Origin of the sequence: Cryobacterium sp. M15, assembly GCF_002929675.1 — a bacterium.
GTDB lineage: Bacteria > Actinomycetota > Actinomycetes > Actinomycetales > Microbacteriaceae > Cryobacterium > Cryobacterium lyxosi.
This window is the reverse complement of sequence record NZ_PJJW01000039.1, coordinates 310,909-325,821: the sequence shown is the minus strand read 5'-3', so window position 1 is coordinate 325,821 and position 14,913 is coordinate 310,909. Positions and strand designations below refer to the sequence as shown.

Annotated in this window: 13 protein-coding genes; 4 read left to right on the top strand and 9 right to left on the bottom strand. The window is 62.1% G+C overall.

The genetic code is table 11. From position 1 onward, the window contains the following. Positions 1 to 135: 135 nt before the first annotated feature. From CXY83_RS17465 to CXY83_RS12865, 3 genes are all read left to right on the top strand, one after another. Positions 136 to 1,293: a tyrosine-type recombinase/integrase gene (locus tag CXY83_RS17465; protein ID WP_146069931.1), complete on the top strand. Its 1,158-nt coding sequence runs from the start codon at positions 136 to 138 to the stop codon at positions 1,291 to 1,293. Positions 1,294 to 1,994: 701 nt separating this feature from the next. Further along, the gene (locus tag CXY83_RS12875; RefSeq protein WP_146069930.1) at positions 1,995 to 2,774 is read left to right on the top strand and encodes a hypothetical protein; all 780 of its coding nucleotides are present in this window, start codon (positions 1,995 to 1,997) and stop codon (positions 2,772 to 2,774) included. A gap of 448 nt (positions 2,775 to 3,222) precedes the next feature. After that, complete coding sequence (locus CXY83_RS12865) at positions 3,223 to 4,188, top strand: hypothetical protein (protein ID WP_146069929.1); 966 nt, start codon at positions 3,223 to 3,225, stop codon at positions 4,186 to 4,188. A gap of 789 nt (positions 4,189 to 4,977) precedes the next feature. Here the strand turns inward: CXY83_RS12865 and CXY83_RS12860 are convergent. From CXY83_RS12860 to CXY83_RS12840, 5 genes are all read right to left on the bottom strand, one after another. Then, positions 4,978 to 6,612, bottom strand: coding sequence for an AAA family ATPase (locus tag CXY83_RS12860; RefSeq protein ID WP_199184959.1), 1,635 nt, complete (start codon positions 6,610 to 6,612; stop codon positions 4,978 to 4,980). A 629-nt stretch (positions 6,613 to 7,241) separates the two neighbouring features. Further along, a complete protein-coding gene (locus tag CXY83_RS12855) occupies positions 7,242 to 7,838 on the bottom strand; it encodes a hypothetical protein (protein WP_104197703.1) in 597 nt (198 codons plus the stop codon). Further along, positions 7,835 to 9,370, bottom strand: a complete 1,536-nt coding sequence (locus CXY83_RS12850) for a YifB family Mg chelatase-like AAA ATPase (protein WP_104197702.1) — start codon at positions 9,368 to 9,370, stop codon at positions 7,835 to 7,837. The genes CXY83_RS12855 and CXY83_RS12850 overlap by 4 nt, the downstream gene beginning before the upstream one ends. After that, positions 9,370 to 9,726 (bottom strand): YraN family protein, encoded by a 357-nt coding sequence (locus CXY83_RS12845; protein ID WP_104197787.1) that lies wholly within the window; start codon positions 9,724 to 9,726, stop codon positions 9,370 to 9,372. The genes CXY83_RS12850 and CXY83_RS12845 overlap by 1 nt, the downstream gene beginning before the upstream one ends. A 123-nt stretch (positions 9,727 to 9,849) precedes the next feature. After that, positions 9,850 to 10,989: an alcohol dehydrogenase catalytic domain-containing protein gene (locus CXY83_RS12840; protein WP_369831165.1), complete on the bottom strand. Its 1,140-nt coding sequence runs from the start codon at positions 10,987 to 10,989 to the stop codon at positions 9,850 to 9,852. A 39-nt stretch (positions 10,990 to 11,028) separates the two neighbouring features. Here CXY83_RS12840 and CXY83_RS12835 point away from each other — a divergent pair, with 39 nt between their 5' ends. Continuing rightward, entirely contained in the window at positions 11,029 to 11,472 is a 444-nt protein-coding gene (locus tag CXY83_RS12835; protein ID WP_104197701.1) for a nitroreductase family deazaflavin-dependent oxidoreductase, read from the top strand. A 79-nt stretch (positions 11,473 to 11,551) separates the two neighbouring features. On the opposite strand, the gene CXY83_RS12830 is transcribed toward CXY83_RS12835, so the two are convergent. The 4 genes from CXY83_RS12830 to lepB all read right to left on the bottom strand — a co-directional run bounded on the left by CXY83_RS12830 (position 11,552) and on the right by lepB (position 14,864). Next, entirely contained in the window at positions 11,552 to 13,036 is a 1,485-nt protein-coding gene (locus CXY83_RS12830; RefSeq protein ID WP_104197700.1) for a glyceraldehyde-3-phosphate dehydrogenase, read from the bottom strand. A gap of 65 nt (positions 13,037 to 13,101) precedes the next feature. Next, entirely contained in the window at positions 13,102 to 13,425 is a 324-nt protein-coding gene (locus CXY83_RS12825; RefSeq protein WP_104197699.1) for a DUF2469 domain-containing protein, read from the bottom strand. A 12-nt stretch (positions 13,426 to 13,437) separates the two neighbouring features. Next, positions 13,438 to 14,082: a ribonuclease HII gene (locus CXY83_RS12820; protein ID WP_104197698.1), complete on the bottom strand. Its 645-nt coding sequence runs from the start codon at positions 14,080 to 14,082 to the stop codon at positions 13,438 to 13,440. Continuing rightward, positions 14,082 to 14,864, bottom strand: coding sequence for a signal peptidase I (gene lepB, locus CXY83_RS12815; protein ID WP_104197697.1), 783 nt, complete (start codon positions 14,862 to 14,864; stop codon positions 14,082 to 14,084). Before lepB ends, CXY83_RS12820 begins: the two co-directional genes overlap by 1 nt. Positions 14,865 to 14,913: the final 49 nt, after the last annotated feature.

The following is a 14,913-nucleotide window of genomic DNA, read 5'->3' as shown; positions in this document are numbered from 1 at the left end:
GGCTGCGCGAAAGACAATCCTCGCTTTCAATTCCCGTGTCGACGCTGCGGAACTTCCGGATTCCTAGCCGATCAGCGCCTGTGTTCGGGATGCCAGGCCAACGATCTCGTTTGCGGACTCTTCCACGGCATATCCATGGGCGACAAACGGATGGAAATCAAGGAAGCCCTATTGAACGCGCCTCCGAAAACCGTTATCGGAATGTTCCGACGAAAAAAGGCAATCAACGTTCTTCGCGCACTCGTGCGTAGTGAGGCAGGAATCCGCCACCAAACATTATCTGAACTGGGTTCATACATCGAAGTGCGTGACGTCCGGTCCTTCTTAGTTGAGCACAAAATCTTGCCTGTCAGAGACGAGCATCTCGCCCACCTTGAGTCGTGGATCGAAAGCAGCGTTGTGAGAATTCCTGATCCAAAACAGCGGATGATGTACCTGCAATTTGCTCGCTGGCGCCATCTGCGCCCCCTCCGGGTTCAGACAGCTCCCGTGACTCTTGGACAATCTAACGGCCCTCGCAACGAATTGAACCAGGTCATTCAGTTCCTTTCCTGGCTCAACCATTCGGAAACCACTCTCGCTGCCTTGGGTCAGGAACAGGTGGACAACTGGACTTCAAACGGCCCTAATTCTCGAACGGCCATCAGACACTTTCTCGACTGGTCCCGAAGGAATCGTTTGGTCAACCGCAAGATTGTCATCCACCCGCCCAAGTCAACGGTTCTCACAGTCGTTGGGATGGCGGACGCCGAACGTTGGCGACTCTTGGATCTCGTCCTGGATCCAAGCAGCACAATCAGTGGCCCGGATCGCCTGGCCGCTTCCCTCGTACTCTTGTACGGAATACGACTGAAACGTATTACAGAGTTGAAGCTTTCCGACATCACCGTTGATGAGGGAAAAGCTTGTATCCACCTCGGACCCGACCCGCTCGATCTGCCTGAAGAACTCTTGAACGCGGTCGAAGACACAATCCTGAACCGCAGCGCCCGACGAATACTTGGTAACGCCGTCGACTCCGAATGGCTTTTCCCCGGGGCCGGTGCAGGTCAACACCTTTCGACCGACGCACTAGAGGTTCGCCTTTCAAAGCTAGGGATCAGGCAGACGCAAGCGCGAAGGTCGGCGCTAACGCCTCTGGCACTGCAACTGCCGCCACCTGTCCTCGCCCGGCTCACCGGTATTCATATCTCGACGGCGTACAGCTGGAGCGTCGCAGTTTCGGCTAGCAACGCGCGTTATGGAGCTTCTCGGCATAACGACTCGAAAGATTCCGATCGCAACTGGCTGTGACTACTGGCGCCACGGCCCGACTCTGAAATTTGCGACCGAGACGGCGTCTGCTAGTTCGGTCTGCGTCAGTTCGGGGGTGGTGCATTTGGCGGCAATGGTCTGCTCCTTGTTGCGTTGCTCGCGTTCTGCACGAATGCGGTGCCACATGCTGAATCGGAGTAACAACAACAGCAATCGTTGCACTTAACCGCGGTCAGGCAGAGTCGGTTGAGACCCGCCCCACGTCAGTAGATCCGTGACCGGTCGGGATGAAGAGCTGTTGTATCGGACCTGACACTGCGTGGTGGACACCCAGGCCTCGGCGCTTTTCCCGCCAAGTCGGTTGACGCACGATCATTGCAGTGGGCTGTCCAAACAAGCCATCGCACAAAGTCCCTCTGACCCTATTGTCGAACTCCCAGCTCCGAGAGTCATTCGCCTCCAAGCGCAGTGGCGTCGTTTCACTGATGTCACCCCCACTTACGTGGAGTGGCCCTCCGCTGCAAAACATCGACCAGCCGACCCGCTCCACGGTCACGGGTAAGCGGCCCGCATTCGAAACCCTCAGCTCGAACGCCCACATGGGATGGTCGTAATCCTCGTTCAACACGCTGTAAGAGACGCGGCCGGACATCGTCACGAGGGGCGCGTCGGACCGCGCACGCACAACCTGCCACCCGATGCTGTAGACGGATGCCACGAGCGCGAAACTCGATAGAACGATGGTCCAAATCTCGGTTGCACTCATCGCATCATGCTGGCAGAGCGAGGAAGCCGTCCAACAGCCCCCGTACAGGCTCGCCTCAGCGAGGCCTTACTCTCGAGCGATGGGGACACTAGTCATTACAACCAGCACTAGCTGGGATTCTTTCGGTCCGGACCTGATCGTCGGTGTTGTCACGGGCCTCATCGTCGGCGTGGTACTCCTCTTCGCGCAGAGTCGCGCGGAAGCGAGCAGGGATCGCAGGAACTCCCAGTTCGCGTGGGAATCCTTCAAGCCGAAGATTTCAGCCGCCGCCCATCGCACGTGGGACATGGACATGGACAAGATGTTGCCCATACCCGAGGCCCTCTCCACACTCGACGAGCTGGTCTCACCCGAGCCACTTGCCCTCTGGGCTAGCCACCTAAAGAGGCGGGATGAAGCCCTTGAGCTGGCCATGCTGTTCCCGAACCAGCGTGCATCCTTCGACTCCCGCGCCAAGGATATAGAGGCGTCCTTGGGCATGCTTGCCGCGAAATACACGGATACCGAATCCGAAGAGACAATTGTAGGACGCATCATTCGTGCGCGCATATACAGATTCCCCGACAGCGAGGCCCTTCAGACCGTCACCGGTCTCGATCAGTTCAACCTCATGAGAGTTACTGCCATAGCGGACGCAATGGAGGCAGAGCCACGAATGGCGGGTTCCATCGAGCGGTATCAGGCGGGCGCCAGCCTGTACACCGACACAATCATCAGGCTCCGCACGCTGCTTAACCCTCCAGAAGATGGTTAGGAGCCCTCAGCACCCTCCGCGACGTTCCCTCCGGCGGCCAACGAAGGCGCTGTGCTCTAGAGGTGCCTACCCGGCACGCCGAGCACTTCCAAACAATGATTTGTTCCCGCGCTGGCGCCTCTATCGTGACCACACAGGCCGGGCATGGGCGCATCTCTTTGCCTATGCAATCTCAGTGCCTCAGGATTTCTACTTGATCTGTGGCGTCACGGATCACACCGTCTGCATCGCCAGACCTCAGACGTTCAAATGCGTTCATTCCCGCGTCTGGGTCCTCGAAGAGCATCCAGAGGGCGCTACCCCAGTCTCCGAGGGCGCCACTAAAGACTGCTCGCGACTGCACCTCATCGTCAGGGCACGGCTCGATTGTGAGGATAGGCCGCGTCGTAGCGTTCCATCGGCCCACAACTATGTCGGTTCGGGACCACCCGCGGTGTAAGTTCTGAGGATGCCCCTCCTGGAAATACCTGACTTTGCCGCGCGACTTGGGATCGATCTCGGTCCGGGAATTGAACCAACTGAAGAATCTCTCCTGAGCGCTATTAATGTCGAGCTCAGGGACTTACAAGTGCCTCAACCGAGCCCTTCGCAGCACAGGCGGCAAGTTGCTCTCGTTGAGGCTCGCGGTGAACTTCTTGGAACTAGCCAGGGAGGGGTGTCCTCATCTACAGATCTGGTGCCCGTGTCGCTCCTGAGCCAGATGATGGAGGTCTTCCAAAAGCAAATTACCAACGAGCCGATTGTCACGCCGTCGCGTCCAGATCCAACCGCGATTATGAGAACCAACGTCAAAGCCACAGCCGCCCAAGCATCGGCCGACTTCACTAAAACACGCGCTCTACCGTTCGCGGGGGCTGGTGCGCTAATACTTTCGGTCTACGGGCTGAGAACCTTTTTCAACGTTGGCAACGTGGAACTGCCATCAGCACTGTTCTATCCGTTTTTTTTGATAACCGCAGTTGTCATCATGCTCGGCTATATGGCATCCGCGGTGGCGCAGAGACGGGCCGGCAGCGTCCTGCGGGCGCTCTACAACCCCGATGTCCAAGAAGAGGCTTTGAACAGCCTCGCAGAAGAGTCGTCAGACTACTTCGGCAGCCACAGCCAGAGAACTGTTGAGATGGACGGCGAACCCGGGAGAGTTCATCGGGCTGTTGACGACGGTGGTGGGATTATCGTCAATCGAAGCCTGTATCGATATGCGCTACGCGATGCCGCTTACGGATACAGGGGCCCGCTACGTTCGTCCTATGTTGATCTTCTGTCCACGATCGACCTAGCGGCAGCAACTGAAGAAGCTACCGGGTTGGCATTGGATCGTTTATGCGACCTGAAAATAGTCGAGCCCATAGTTTACGAACGCCGCCAAGCTTTCAGACTCACATCGGAGTCGCCTCAGCACCACGCTGAATAAAGCCGCGACGGGGAGTGAAACAAGCAAGCCGTAAATCCGCTTGGCGCGGACTCACGCGCCAGGACGGCCAGTGCGGGCCGGTTCCGTTAAGTACCGAGTGCTCTGAACTGTCGGGTTGACGGATCTCATTCACACATACCAAGCCGGTCACAAGAAGAGCTATGAAGAGCTAAGAAGAGCTAAGAGTCACACGTCGACGATGAATAGCATGTCGGCTGGTCGCGGAGGGGCCATCAAGAAAGCCTGACCAAGCCGCACTCTGAGCACTTCCAGAACGTCGCGGTCCCCGGTTCAACTGGCTCCAACTGGAGGAGGCACTTTGGAGAGTTCGGGGTATCCAGGTCGACCATGGACCGATCTTAGGACTGTCGCGGTCGACGCACCATACACGGCGCACCCCCCCCCACTGCCATCCCTACGACGCACCAGGCTAGAACGTCGCCGCTACAGCGAGTTTCGCTCGTCGCTACAGGATCACACAACCGCTTCATGTCAAGCACTGAGTGGCGCTTGGGACAGGTCTGTGGGCAGCGCTGCCGTGAAGGGGCGCAACTTGGGACATCCCCCTCGGTCTGGTCCAGGAAGCCGCGTCATTTCCTGTAGGAGATCCTTAGGCGGGGAGCCTGGGCCGCCGCCGGTTGATGCACGCTACGAGGCTCGGCAGTTTCACTCGTCGGTCGGTGTACCTTATCGTTCGGCTCAGGCGTCCGTTGTGGCCGAAGATGAGTTCGGGTGATTGGCCGTTTGTGAGAACCCAAGCTCTTAATCCCGTAGTTGTATGTGCTTTCGTCAGACGGCAACGATAACGGGCAGCACAGCGTGAACGGCGTCTCGAAGCCGCGTATCCTCCTTGCTTTGAATGGCTCGCGTCGTCCAGGCGCTGAACACGTCGACCTTAGTGTGACGAAGGTGAGAGGCTGCCAGGGCGAGTAGCGATTTCTTGCGGTCCCACACCGCAAGCAGTGCGGGAAGATCGGCAGCGTCAACCGAGGCCGAGATCTTGGATTCAATTTCAGACGCGAGCGCTGACACGTCAATCCTGGACGTCCGCGTGGCGTAGTTGGCCGCGAGGCCTGCAACCGTCTTATCAGCGGAGAGATCAACTTGCTTAAGCATCCGATCAATCCGTCGTCGACAGTGGCGCAGGACCACTTCCTCGACGTGTGAGGGGTTGGATGCGTCTGCCAAGATTGCGGCCTGAAGAGCCGCGAGCGTAATCGCCGTCTCTTGGTCGTCCAGGTGATCCATCTTCAAGATCGCGCGCGAAATGGTCGGGAGAAGCAGAAGATTCTCTATCTCCGACACAGGCAATGTCCGAATTCCGTTGCTGGCTAGGCCCTCGCGATCCTGCTCATTGTGACTATCCGCGTCAACCAGTCCCGAGCATTGAACGCGTGTGAGTTCTGCGTTTCGCCTCATGGTCACCACGGAATGAATCACTGCTTCGCAGCTTCCGCGAGGAACGACGGTCCAGCCGGGGTAACACGCGCGATAGAAAGCAACATCGAGGCTGCCGTGCTCGCCCTCAACGAAGAGAATCGGCTTTCGGCTCCCGAGAATCAGCGTGACCAGATCCTCGCTGAATCCGTCAGCTTCGGGTACATCATCGATGACCCAGCCGCCGCTCGGTGAATAGCTGCGAACGACGTACTTCTTCCCAGCGCGGGATGCGGCGAACTCCAGATCATGCGTAATCAAGAGAAAGGCGCAGTCGGGTCGTGCAGATTCAAGCTCATCCCACAACCGTCCGAGAATTGACCGATGAATGTGGATCTCGGGTTCATCCATGATGAGAACCGAGGCGGGATCGGCAACCAGTACCTGCCCGATCATGTACATGACAGCCTTCTCGCCATCGCTCAACTCCGTAGCGCTGTAGGGCGCTCCGGTCGCGCCATCATCCGCGAGCGGGACAACCGAGATATTGTCTGCCGTGATGACTAGGTCCCGATTTGGCAGCACCCGCTGGAAGATCGCCCTCAGCCTTCTCATCAAGGTTTCGCCGCTAGCTACTGGAACTCCATCGGCTGCAGCGTTGTAGGCAGTCACGGCGGTATTCGCCTGCTCGCCAAACAACACCTGGATTAGCGATCCGGCATCATCAAGGATGAAGCGGGGATTCCGGCCGCCCCATCGCGCATTTTCCCGAGCGGGTGCCCATCCGCCGTATTGGCTGGGCACCGCTGCTCCGTAACGAAGTTGATCGCGGGCCGACTTCTCGGTTATCTTCTCTATCGACGGATCGATCGACAGCATCCGCTGAGCAGAAACGCGATGAGCGGCGGCCCCGAGTTGCTCCTCACAATTCATAGCGAGCCGAGTCTTGCCAGACCCGTTGGCGCCAACCACGATCGTGGAGAGCCCAGGCCGGAACACGATCGGCGTCGAGCCGTTGGGAAAGATCAATTCGTTAGGAAAGGTCAACTGTCCTCCATGGAAGGTTTCTCACAAGAGAAACGACGGGGCGCAGGTAACCGTGAACTGCGCCTGGCTTCATTCTCCTCGACACAGCGGTCGGTCTCGTGCGCGTCGACGATCCGCTCAAGGTAGTGAGAGTCGGAATTCTAGGCAAATCCTTTCGGAGGGTCCCTAAGCCTTCCACTCAACGGTCCTCTGCCCTTGCTCAGGTCGGCTTAGACATGCCGTCAGCGCGAAGCCCGAGCACCCCGCCCGGTGAGAATGCTCGGAAAGGTGGCTCATTTGCGACAACTTGGAGACAAGGTAAGGCGGCTGTCTCAGGGAACTCTGCTATCAACAAGGCCTACTCGCTAGCCGTCGCAGCGCTTCTCAATTCACCGTGCGGCCGCCGATTAGTGGTGATGTCCGTTCGAGATCAAGCACAACCACGCCGACCGTGGTGCGCAAGCGCACCAATCGCGCCGACCGTGGTCCTCAAGCGCACCAATCGCGCCGCCATGAGTTGGTACTCAAGCGCGCCACACGTGGCGCACATGGAAACAAATATTCAATTCACTACTGCTTGCGGCAAGCGGGCTGTTCCTGAGGTGATCCGAAGCGAAGAGCACGACTGTATGTGGCTGCAATCGTATTTTCTACTGGAACTCCGTCAAAACAAACATGGTGACTTCCCGATACGAGTTGGGCAGCGCGGCCAGCGCGCCGGGCACCCCGCGCCACCACAGCGCCAGTGGCGCATGCTGCTCCAGGTCATCGATCGCCGCGGGCCAGAGGGTGTCCGTGGCCAGCAGTAGCCGGGCGTCGATACGGGCCGCCTGCTGCAGCGAACGGATGACATCCCCCGAGTTGAGCCGCGGCCGCCAGCGTTGGAGCCCGGCGTCGAGGGCCTGTTCCAGCTCGGCACTCGTGTCGGCATCCACTTCGGAGGTATCGGAGCTGGGACTGGTGGCGAAGACGACATCAGGCGCGCCCGACTCATCGGACAGCACGTCGCGCACGAGCGCACCGATGCGCACGGGGCTCCAGGCCTCGAGGATGGCTGTCAAGGCCACACTCGCGCCGAGGCTGGCCACGAGCAGGCCGGCCGTGCCATCACCAGGTTCGGCGATGCCCGACCAGGCAGCGCGGGCGAATACCTCGCCGGGCGTTGCTGCGGTGTCGACCGAAATGCCACCGCGCACGCCTGCGGTGAGCTCGCTTACCCGGATCTCGTCGAGGCCGAACAGCGTCATGATGTCATTCCTTTGCGTAGGTAGAGGGCGTGGCCAATTTGGTCGGGGCCGGGAATGGTGAGGCCGTCATAGTCGGCCAGGGTCCAGGCGACGCGCAGAACCCGGTCGTAGCCGCGCATGGTGATTCCGCCGCGTTCGAGCGCCCGGTCGAGGCCCGCGGTGGTGCTCGCAGCCAGTCGAGTCGATGCGCCGCGCAGCCACGGGCCCGGAACCTGGGAGTTCAGGGTCCAGGGGGTGCTGCCGAGCCGTTCGGCCGCCGCAGCACGGGCGGCGACCACACGCTTTCGGGCGGTGACGCTCGTCATCCGCTGCGTACCGGTGGCGACGCGCAGCTGTGCGGCGGTGATGCGCTTGACATTGAGCTGAATGTCGATGCGGTCCAGCAGTGGCCCGGAGATGCGAGCAAGGTAACGGCGGCGTGTGTTGGGCGGGCACGTGCAACTGAGGTCTCCCGCGCCGTACTGCCCGCAGGGGCAGGGGTTTGCTGCCATCACCAGTTGAAACCGGGCCGGAAAATGCGCGACGGCGTTGGCGCGGTGAATGCTGATCCAGCCGGATTCGAGGGGCTGGCGCAGGGCGTCGAGCACCGGGGAAGCGAATTCGGGGGCCTCGTCGAGAAAGAGAACGCCGTGCGAGGCCTGCGACGCGGCACCTGGCCGAATCTGTCCATTGCCACCGCCGACCATGGCCGCAGCGGTCGCCGTGTGATGTGGCGCCTCCCACGGCGGTCGGGTGATCAGGGCTCCGCCCAATCCGAGGCCGCTGAGCGAGCGGAGGGAACTGACCTCGAGGGAGCTTGCTGGGTCGAGGTCGGGTAGCAGGCCGGGTAGCCGGGCCGCGAGCATGGTTTTTCCGGCTCCGGGCGGGCCGAGCAGAAACACGTGGTGCCCGCCCGCAGCGGCTATCTGCAGGGCCAGAATGGCGTCGTCGTTGCCGATCACGTCTGCCAGATCGGGTTCGGCGGCCAGGCTGGCCGGCACGGTCGCTGCCAGGATGGGCTCAACCGGTATGGGCGGCAGTGTGGCGCCGTGGAAGATCGCCGCGTCACGCAATGATGCGACACCGATGACGTGAATATTGGGCACGAGTCGTGCTTCAGCCTCGTTGCCGATCGGCACCATCACCGTTGTGTGACCGAGGCGAGCCGCGGTCATCACACCCGGAAGAATGCCCAGCGTCGGCCGGAGCCTACCGTCGAGGGCGAGCTCGCCGAAGTGCACGACCTGACCGACCGATTTTGCGGAAACGGTGCTGTCGGCGGCGAGGCAAGCCAGGGCAATCGCGAGGTCGAAGCCGGCGCCATGCTTGGGCAACGCGGCAGGCGACAGATTGATGGTGAGGCGGTGGACGGTGAGCGGGCATCCGCTGTTGGTGGCCGCAGCACGCACCCGCTGGGTAGCCTGTGCGAGTGCCGCATCGGGCAGCCCGATCAAGATCATGCCGGGCAGTTGCGCCGAGATGTCGGCCTCGACCTCGATGAGCGCCCCGGTCAGTCCAAGCAGCGCTACGGCGTGGGTGCGGGCGATGCCCATCAGAACACGCCCTCGAGGTGTTCGATGACCGGTTCGCGGCCGACCGGGGCGATCACCGCGATGACGTCGAGCCGGATCTGGCGCGGCCAGCGCTCGGCCTGTACGCACCAAGCGGCGGCAAGGCGGCGCATCCGGGCCAGTTTTTTGACAGTGATGGCCTCAAACGGATGTCCGAAGCTCACGCTGCTGCGCGTCTTCACCTCGACGAACACAACGGCAGCGCCCTGTTGCACGACGAGGTCGATCTCCCCCTCTGAGCAGCGCCAATTGCGGGTCAGGATCGTGTAGCCGGCGCCCTGCAGAAAGCGTGCGGCCTGATCTTCGCCGAGTTTGCCGAGTTCGTCTTTGCGCGCCACGAGTGCCTCCGAGAACCAGAGTGGCCGGTCGGCCACGCCCCGGCCGGACCGTCGCCGCATTGGTGGACAAGGGCGCGCCCCCGGCGGCTGTGGAGGACGCTGTAAGGAACTCTGCGGAGGACGCTACTCGGCGTGCATGACGAACAGGCGACGCACGACCTCGCCCGCCACGAGGGCGTCGAGGCTCTCATTGAGGTCGCTGAGCGGTCGGGTGTCGGTGTGCAGCAGCTCGACTGGCAGCCGGCCGTCGCGCCACAGCTGCAGGTAGGCCGGAATATCGCGGCTTGGAACCGAGTCACCCATGTAGGAGCCGAGCAGCCGCCGGCCCATCCCAGCGAACTGCAGCGCCGGCGTGGTGAGGGTCTGTTCGGGGTGTGGCAGACCGACCGAGACGAGGGCGCCGCCCCGGGTGAGCAGGGCGAGGCTTGCCTCCATCACCCGGGCGCTGCCGACCGCTTCGATGGCGAGGTCGACGCCGTCGCCCGCGTGTTGGCGCACGAGCTCGGCCGCCTGGTCGGGCGACCCGGCGTGGTGGGCACCGCAGCGGAGGGCCAGCGCCCGTTTATCGGGAAGCGGATCGATCGCAATGACGGTGGTGCCAGCCATCTGGGCGGCGGCCATGACGGCCATCAGGCCAACCGCGCCGAGTCCGAACACGATCACCGACTGGCCGGGAGCGAGGGCGCCGGTGTTGAGCACGGCGCCGATGCCGGTGAGGGCCGCGCAGCCGAACATGGCGGCGATGTCGAAGGGGACATCCGAGTCGATGGCGACGACGGATTCGCGGGCCACGACGGCGTACTGGGAGAAAGCGGAGACGCCGAGGTGGTGGTTGATCCGTTCCCCGTCGCCGCTCGCCAGCACGGCCGAGCCGTGCAGCAGGTCGCCGCTTCCGTTGGCCTCGGCGCCGCGGTGGCAGAGTGCGGGACGTCCAGCCAGACAGGCTCGGCAGTTGCCGCAGCTCGGCACGAAGACGAGCACGACCCGGTCGCCGACGGCCAGATCGTCGACGCCGTCACCGAGGGCGCTCACTGTGCCGGCAGCCTCGTGTCCGAGCGCCATCGGCAGGGGCCGAATGCGTGAGCCGTCAATGACCGAGAGGTCGGAGTGGCAAAGACTGGCCCGCTCGATGCGCACCAGCACCTCACCGGCGCGCGGAGCAGGCACCGGAATCTGCTCGAGCGTGAGCGGGCGGCTGTCGGCGTAGGGGCGCGTAGAACCGGATTCGCGAAGGATCGCGCTGAGCATCGTTGCTGGAATCATTCTTCCAACCTAACGCCCACCAAGGCATACGCTGGGCGTATGACTATGCGCGACCGGGTGACCGACCTCGGCATGCGAACGATGAACGGTGTGCACCGCATGGTGCTGGGCCTGTCGGGCGGACGCCTCGGCTGGACCATCGGCACCATGCAGACGGTCGAACTGCACACGACCGGCCGAAGTAGCGGGCAGCGTCGGTCGACGCTGCTGACGGCGCCCGTGCACGAGGACGGAAAGTACGTGCTCGTCGCGTCGAAGGGCGGTGACCACCGGCATCCGTTCTGGTACCTCAACCTCGTCGCCGAGCCCGCCGTGGACCTGACCATTCGGGGCGTGACGCGCCCGTTTCGGGCGCGCACCGCGTCATCCGCTGAGAAAGCCGAGCTGTGGCCGCGCATCGTGGCGGCCTACCCCGGTTACGGTGCCTACCAAGGAAAAACCGACCGTGATATCCCCGTGGTCATCTGCGAACCGCGCGTTTAATCGCGGACGGGGCCCGGGCCCGGAACGCGGGCCCAGTTTATAGACTGGGCCCGTGGACGGGGCCCGGGCCCCGTCCAGATCACACTGGTTCGGCGACCGGCTCGAGGGTTTCGGCGGCGAGGATGGCTGGGAAGGCGGGCGCGTGCACGCCGGACATCTCTTCGAGCACTCGGATGACCTGGCAGCTGTAGCCGTATTCGTTGTCGTACCAGACGTAGAGCACGGCCTTCTGGTCGGTGACGATGGTGGCCAGCCCGTCGACGATCCCGGCGCGACGGGAGCCGAGGAAGTCGCTCGAGACCACTTCGGGCGAGTCGATGTAGTCAATCTGGCGGTGCAGCGAGGAGTGCAGCGACATGGTGCGGAGGTACGAGTTGAGCTCGTCCTTATCCGTCGCGAGGGTGAGGTTGAGGTTGAGGATGGCCATCGACACGTCGGGGGTGGGTACGCGGATAGCGTTGCCGGTGAGTTTACCGGCGAGTTCGGGCAGGGCCTTGGCAACGGCCTTGGCCGCTCCGGTCTCGGTGATGACCATATTGAGCGCGGCGGAGCGGCCGCGGCGATCGCCGGAGTGGAAATTATCGATGAGGTTCTGATCGTTGGTGAACGAGTGCACCGTTTCGACGTGACCGTCGATGATGCCGTAGCGGTCGTTGATGGCTTTGAGCACCGGGGTGATCGCGTTCGTGGTGCAGGACGCTGCGGTGATAATTCGGTCGCTGGCCAGAATGTCTGTGTGGTTGATGCCGTGCACGATGTTCTTCAGCGCGCCCTTGCCCGGCGCGGTCAAGAGAACCCGGGCAATGCCGGGGCACGTGAGGTGCTGCGACAGGCCTTCTTCGTCGCGCCATTTGCCCGTGTTGTCGACAACGATGGCGTCGTGGATGCCGTACCGCGTGTAATCGACACTGGCCGGGTCAGCGGAGTAGATCACCTGGATGAGCGTGCCATTGGCGAGGATGGTGTCATTCTCCTCATCGATGGTGATCGTGCCCTCGAACGGGCCGTGCACCGAGTCGCGGCGCAGCAGACTGGCACGTTTCACCAGGTCGTTGGCGGAACCACGGCGCACGACGATCGCACGCAGGCGCAAGCCCTGGCCGCCGCCGCCATGTTCGATCAGGATGCGGGCCAGCAGCCGGCCGATGCGACCGAAGCCGTAAAGCACGACGTCGGTACTGGTGCGATCGTCGAGTCCGTGCTGGCCGACAACGTCGGCGAGTTCACCGCGCAGGTATTCCTCCAGGGTGACGCGCCCATTTTGGTGCCGAAAGCCGAGGGCGAGCCGGGCGAGGTCGATCGACGCTGCTCCGAGGTTGAGGCCGTCGATAGTCTGCAGAATCGGCAGGGTCTCTTCGAGCGGAAGCTCGACATCCGCTATATGGCGGGCGAACCGGTGTGCTTTGAGCAGGCCCACGACCGACTTGTTGACCAGGCCGCGACCGTAGACGCTCGTCACGACGGTGTGGTCCCGGTAGAGGCGCCCGATCAGGGGGATCATCGCCTCAGCGAGAGCCTCGCGATTACTCCACGTTGCACGGGCACGATCAGCGTCCTGGATCACAGGGTTGCCTTCCTAAACCATCGTTGGTTAGTTAGTCCGGCCACCCGAGGCCCCGGAGTCATTGCTTATTCGTCGAGTGCAAGTTCCTTGGGAAGTTCAAAGTCTTTCGACGCGAGTTCTTCCACGTTGACGTCTTTGAAAGTCAGCACACGCACCGATTTCACGAATCGGTCCGAGCGGTAGACGTCCCAGACCCAGACATCCTTCATGGTCAGTTCGAAGTAGAAATCGTGTTCCGTGTCCCGGCGAACCAAGTCGACCTCGTTGGCGAGATAGAAGCGGCGTTCGGTTTCGACGACGTACTGGAATTGGCCAACCACGTCGCGATATTCCCGGTACAGGGCCAACTCGACCTCGCGGTCGTAGTCCTCGATTTCGTCTTCTTCCATGGTGACCTCATCTTACGCTGAGATTTTGAGCCACGATTTGCGGTGTAAGGGGCTCGGCCCGAGCATCTCGATCGCGCTCATGTGCGCGGCGCTGCCATAACCTTTGTTCGAGGCCCAGCCGTACCCGGGCGCGTCGTCATGCGCGGCGATCATGAGGCGGTCGCGGTGCACCTTGGCGATAACGGATGCCGCCGCCACCGACCCGCAGTCCCGGTCGGCTTTGATCCGCGTCACGACGCTCAACGGGGTGGCCAGCGCCTTGTTCAGCCAGTCATCGCTGCCGTCGAGCAAGACGATACTGCCGGCCACATCGACACCCTGCGCATATAGCTCGGCCAACGCACGCTTACCGGCCAGCCCGAGGCAAGCGATGATTCCCAACTCATCGACCTCGGCCGCCGAGGCGAGCCCCACGGCCGAGTATGTCGCCCAGGCAACGGCGAGCGGTGCGAGCAGTTCCCGGCGCGGTTCACTGAGCATCTTCGAGTCGCGAAGTCCCGCGGGCATGGTCAAAACGGATGCGTTCACCGCGGCGAATCCGACAGCCACCGGTCCGGCGAGGGCGCCGCGACCCACTTCGTCACAGCCGATCACAAAGTGTGCGCCGGTGCGCAGCAGGTCGAACTCCACCTCGAGGGTGGGGTCGGACACTGCCACTACTCGGAGCCTTTGTCGGCTTGCTCCACGTCGCGGAACACGTCGGGGTAGTCGTCGAGCCACGCCCAGTGCGCCAACGGCCAGCTCACGACGAGCGCGCGACCGACAACGTTGTCGACCGGGACGTACCCCTTACCGACCGTGTCACCGTTGTAGCGGGAGTCTTTGGAGTTGTAACGGTTGTCGCCCATCATCCAGAGTGAGCCGCCCGGGATCGTGACATCGAAGTCATCCTTGGAGACCTTGGTTTCACCGGCCGGCAACAGCACATAGGCGGATTCGTCCAGCGGAACATCGTTGATGCTCATCTGGCCGAGGGCGTTGCAGCAGACGACGTGGTCGCCGGGTAGTCCGATCACCCGTTTGATCAGGTGGTCGTTGCTGTCGGGCGCGGACAGGCCCACGACAGACAGGAGCCAGTCAGCGCCGGCGACGATCGGATTTTGCACGATCTCCGCCTGCGGGAGCAGCCATCCGCCCGGGTCTTTGAACACGATGACGTCGCCGTGGGAGATCGGGATCAACTCGGGTTCGAGCTGATTCACGATGATGCGATCGTCGACCTGCAGCGTGTTCATCATCGACCCGGAGGGGATGTAGAACGACCGGATCAGAAATGTCTTGATCAAAAACGAGATGAGCAATGCCACCACGAAAATGATGAGGAGGTCGCGGATGAACAGCAAGACGCTGCGCTTTTTGCTGGGCGCCGTCGTGCTTCGAGATTTCTTCGACCCTGATACCCGACGATCGGACCTGGAGGCGAGCACTTCATCTGTCATTTAACCGCCTGAGCTCCCCATCAGTTTAGGTGATGGGGAGCTCAGAAGA

Coding starts and splice junctions, on each gene's coding strand:
- CXY83_RS17465 (WP_146069931.1), top strand. CDS start 136: ATGGGCGACAAACGGATGGAAATCAAGGAAGCCCTATTGAACGCGCCT.
- CXY83_RS12875 (WP_146069930.1), top strand. CDS start 1,995: ATGGTCCAAATCTCGGTTGCACTCATCGCATCATGCTGGCAGAGCGAG.
- CXY83_RS12865 (WP_146069929.1), top strand. CDS start 3,223: ATGCCCCTCCTGGAAATACCTGACTTTGCCGCGCGACTTGGGATCGAT.
- CXY83_RS12855 (WP_104197703.1), bottom strand. CDS start 7,838: ATGACGCTGTTCGGCCTCGACGAGATCCGGGTAAGCGAGCTCACCGCA.
- CXY83_RS12850 (WP_104197702.1), bottom strand. CDS start 9,370: ATGGGCATCGCCCGCACCCACGCCGTAGCGCTGCTTGGACTGACCGGG.
- CXY83_RS12840 (WP_369831165.1), bottom strand. CDS start 10,989: ATGATTCCAGCAACGATGCTCAGCGCGATCCTTCGCGAATCCGGTTCT.
- CXY83_RS12835 (WP_104197701.1), top strand. CDS start 11,029: ATGACTATGCGCGACCGGGTGACCGACCTCGGCATGCGAACGATGAAC.
- CXY83_RS12825 (WP_104197699.1), bottom strand. CDS start 13,425: ATGGAAGAAGACGAAATCGAGGACTACGACCGCGAGGTCGAGTTGGCC.
- lepB (WP_104197697.1), bottom strand. CDS start 14,864: ATGACAGATGAAGTGCTCGCCTCCAGGTCCGATCGTCGGGTATCAGGG.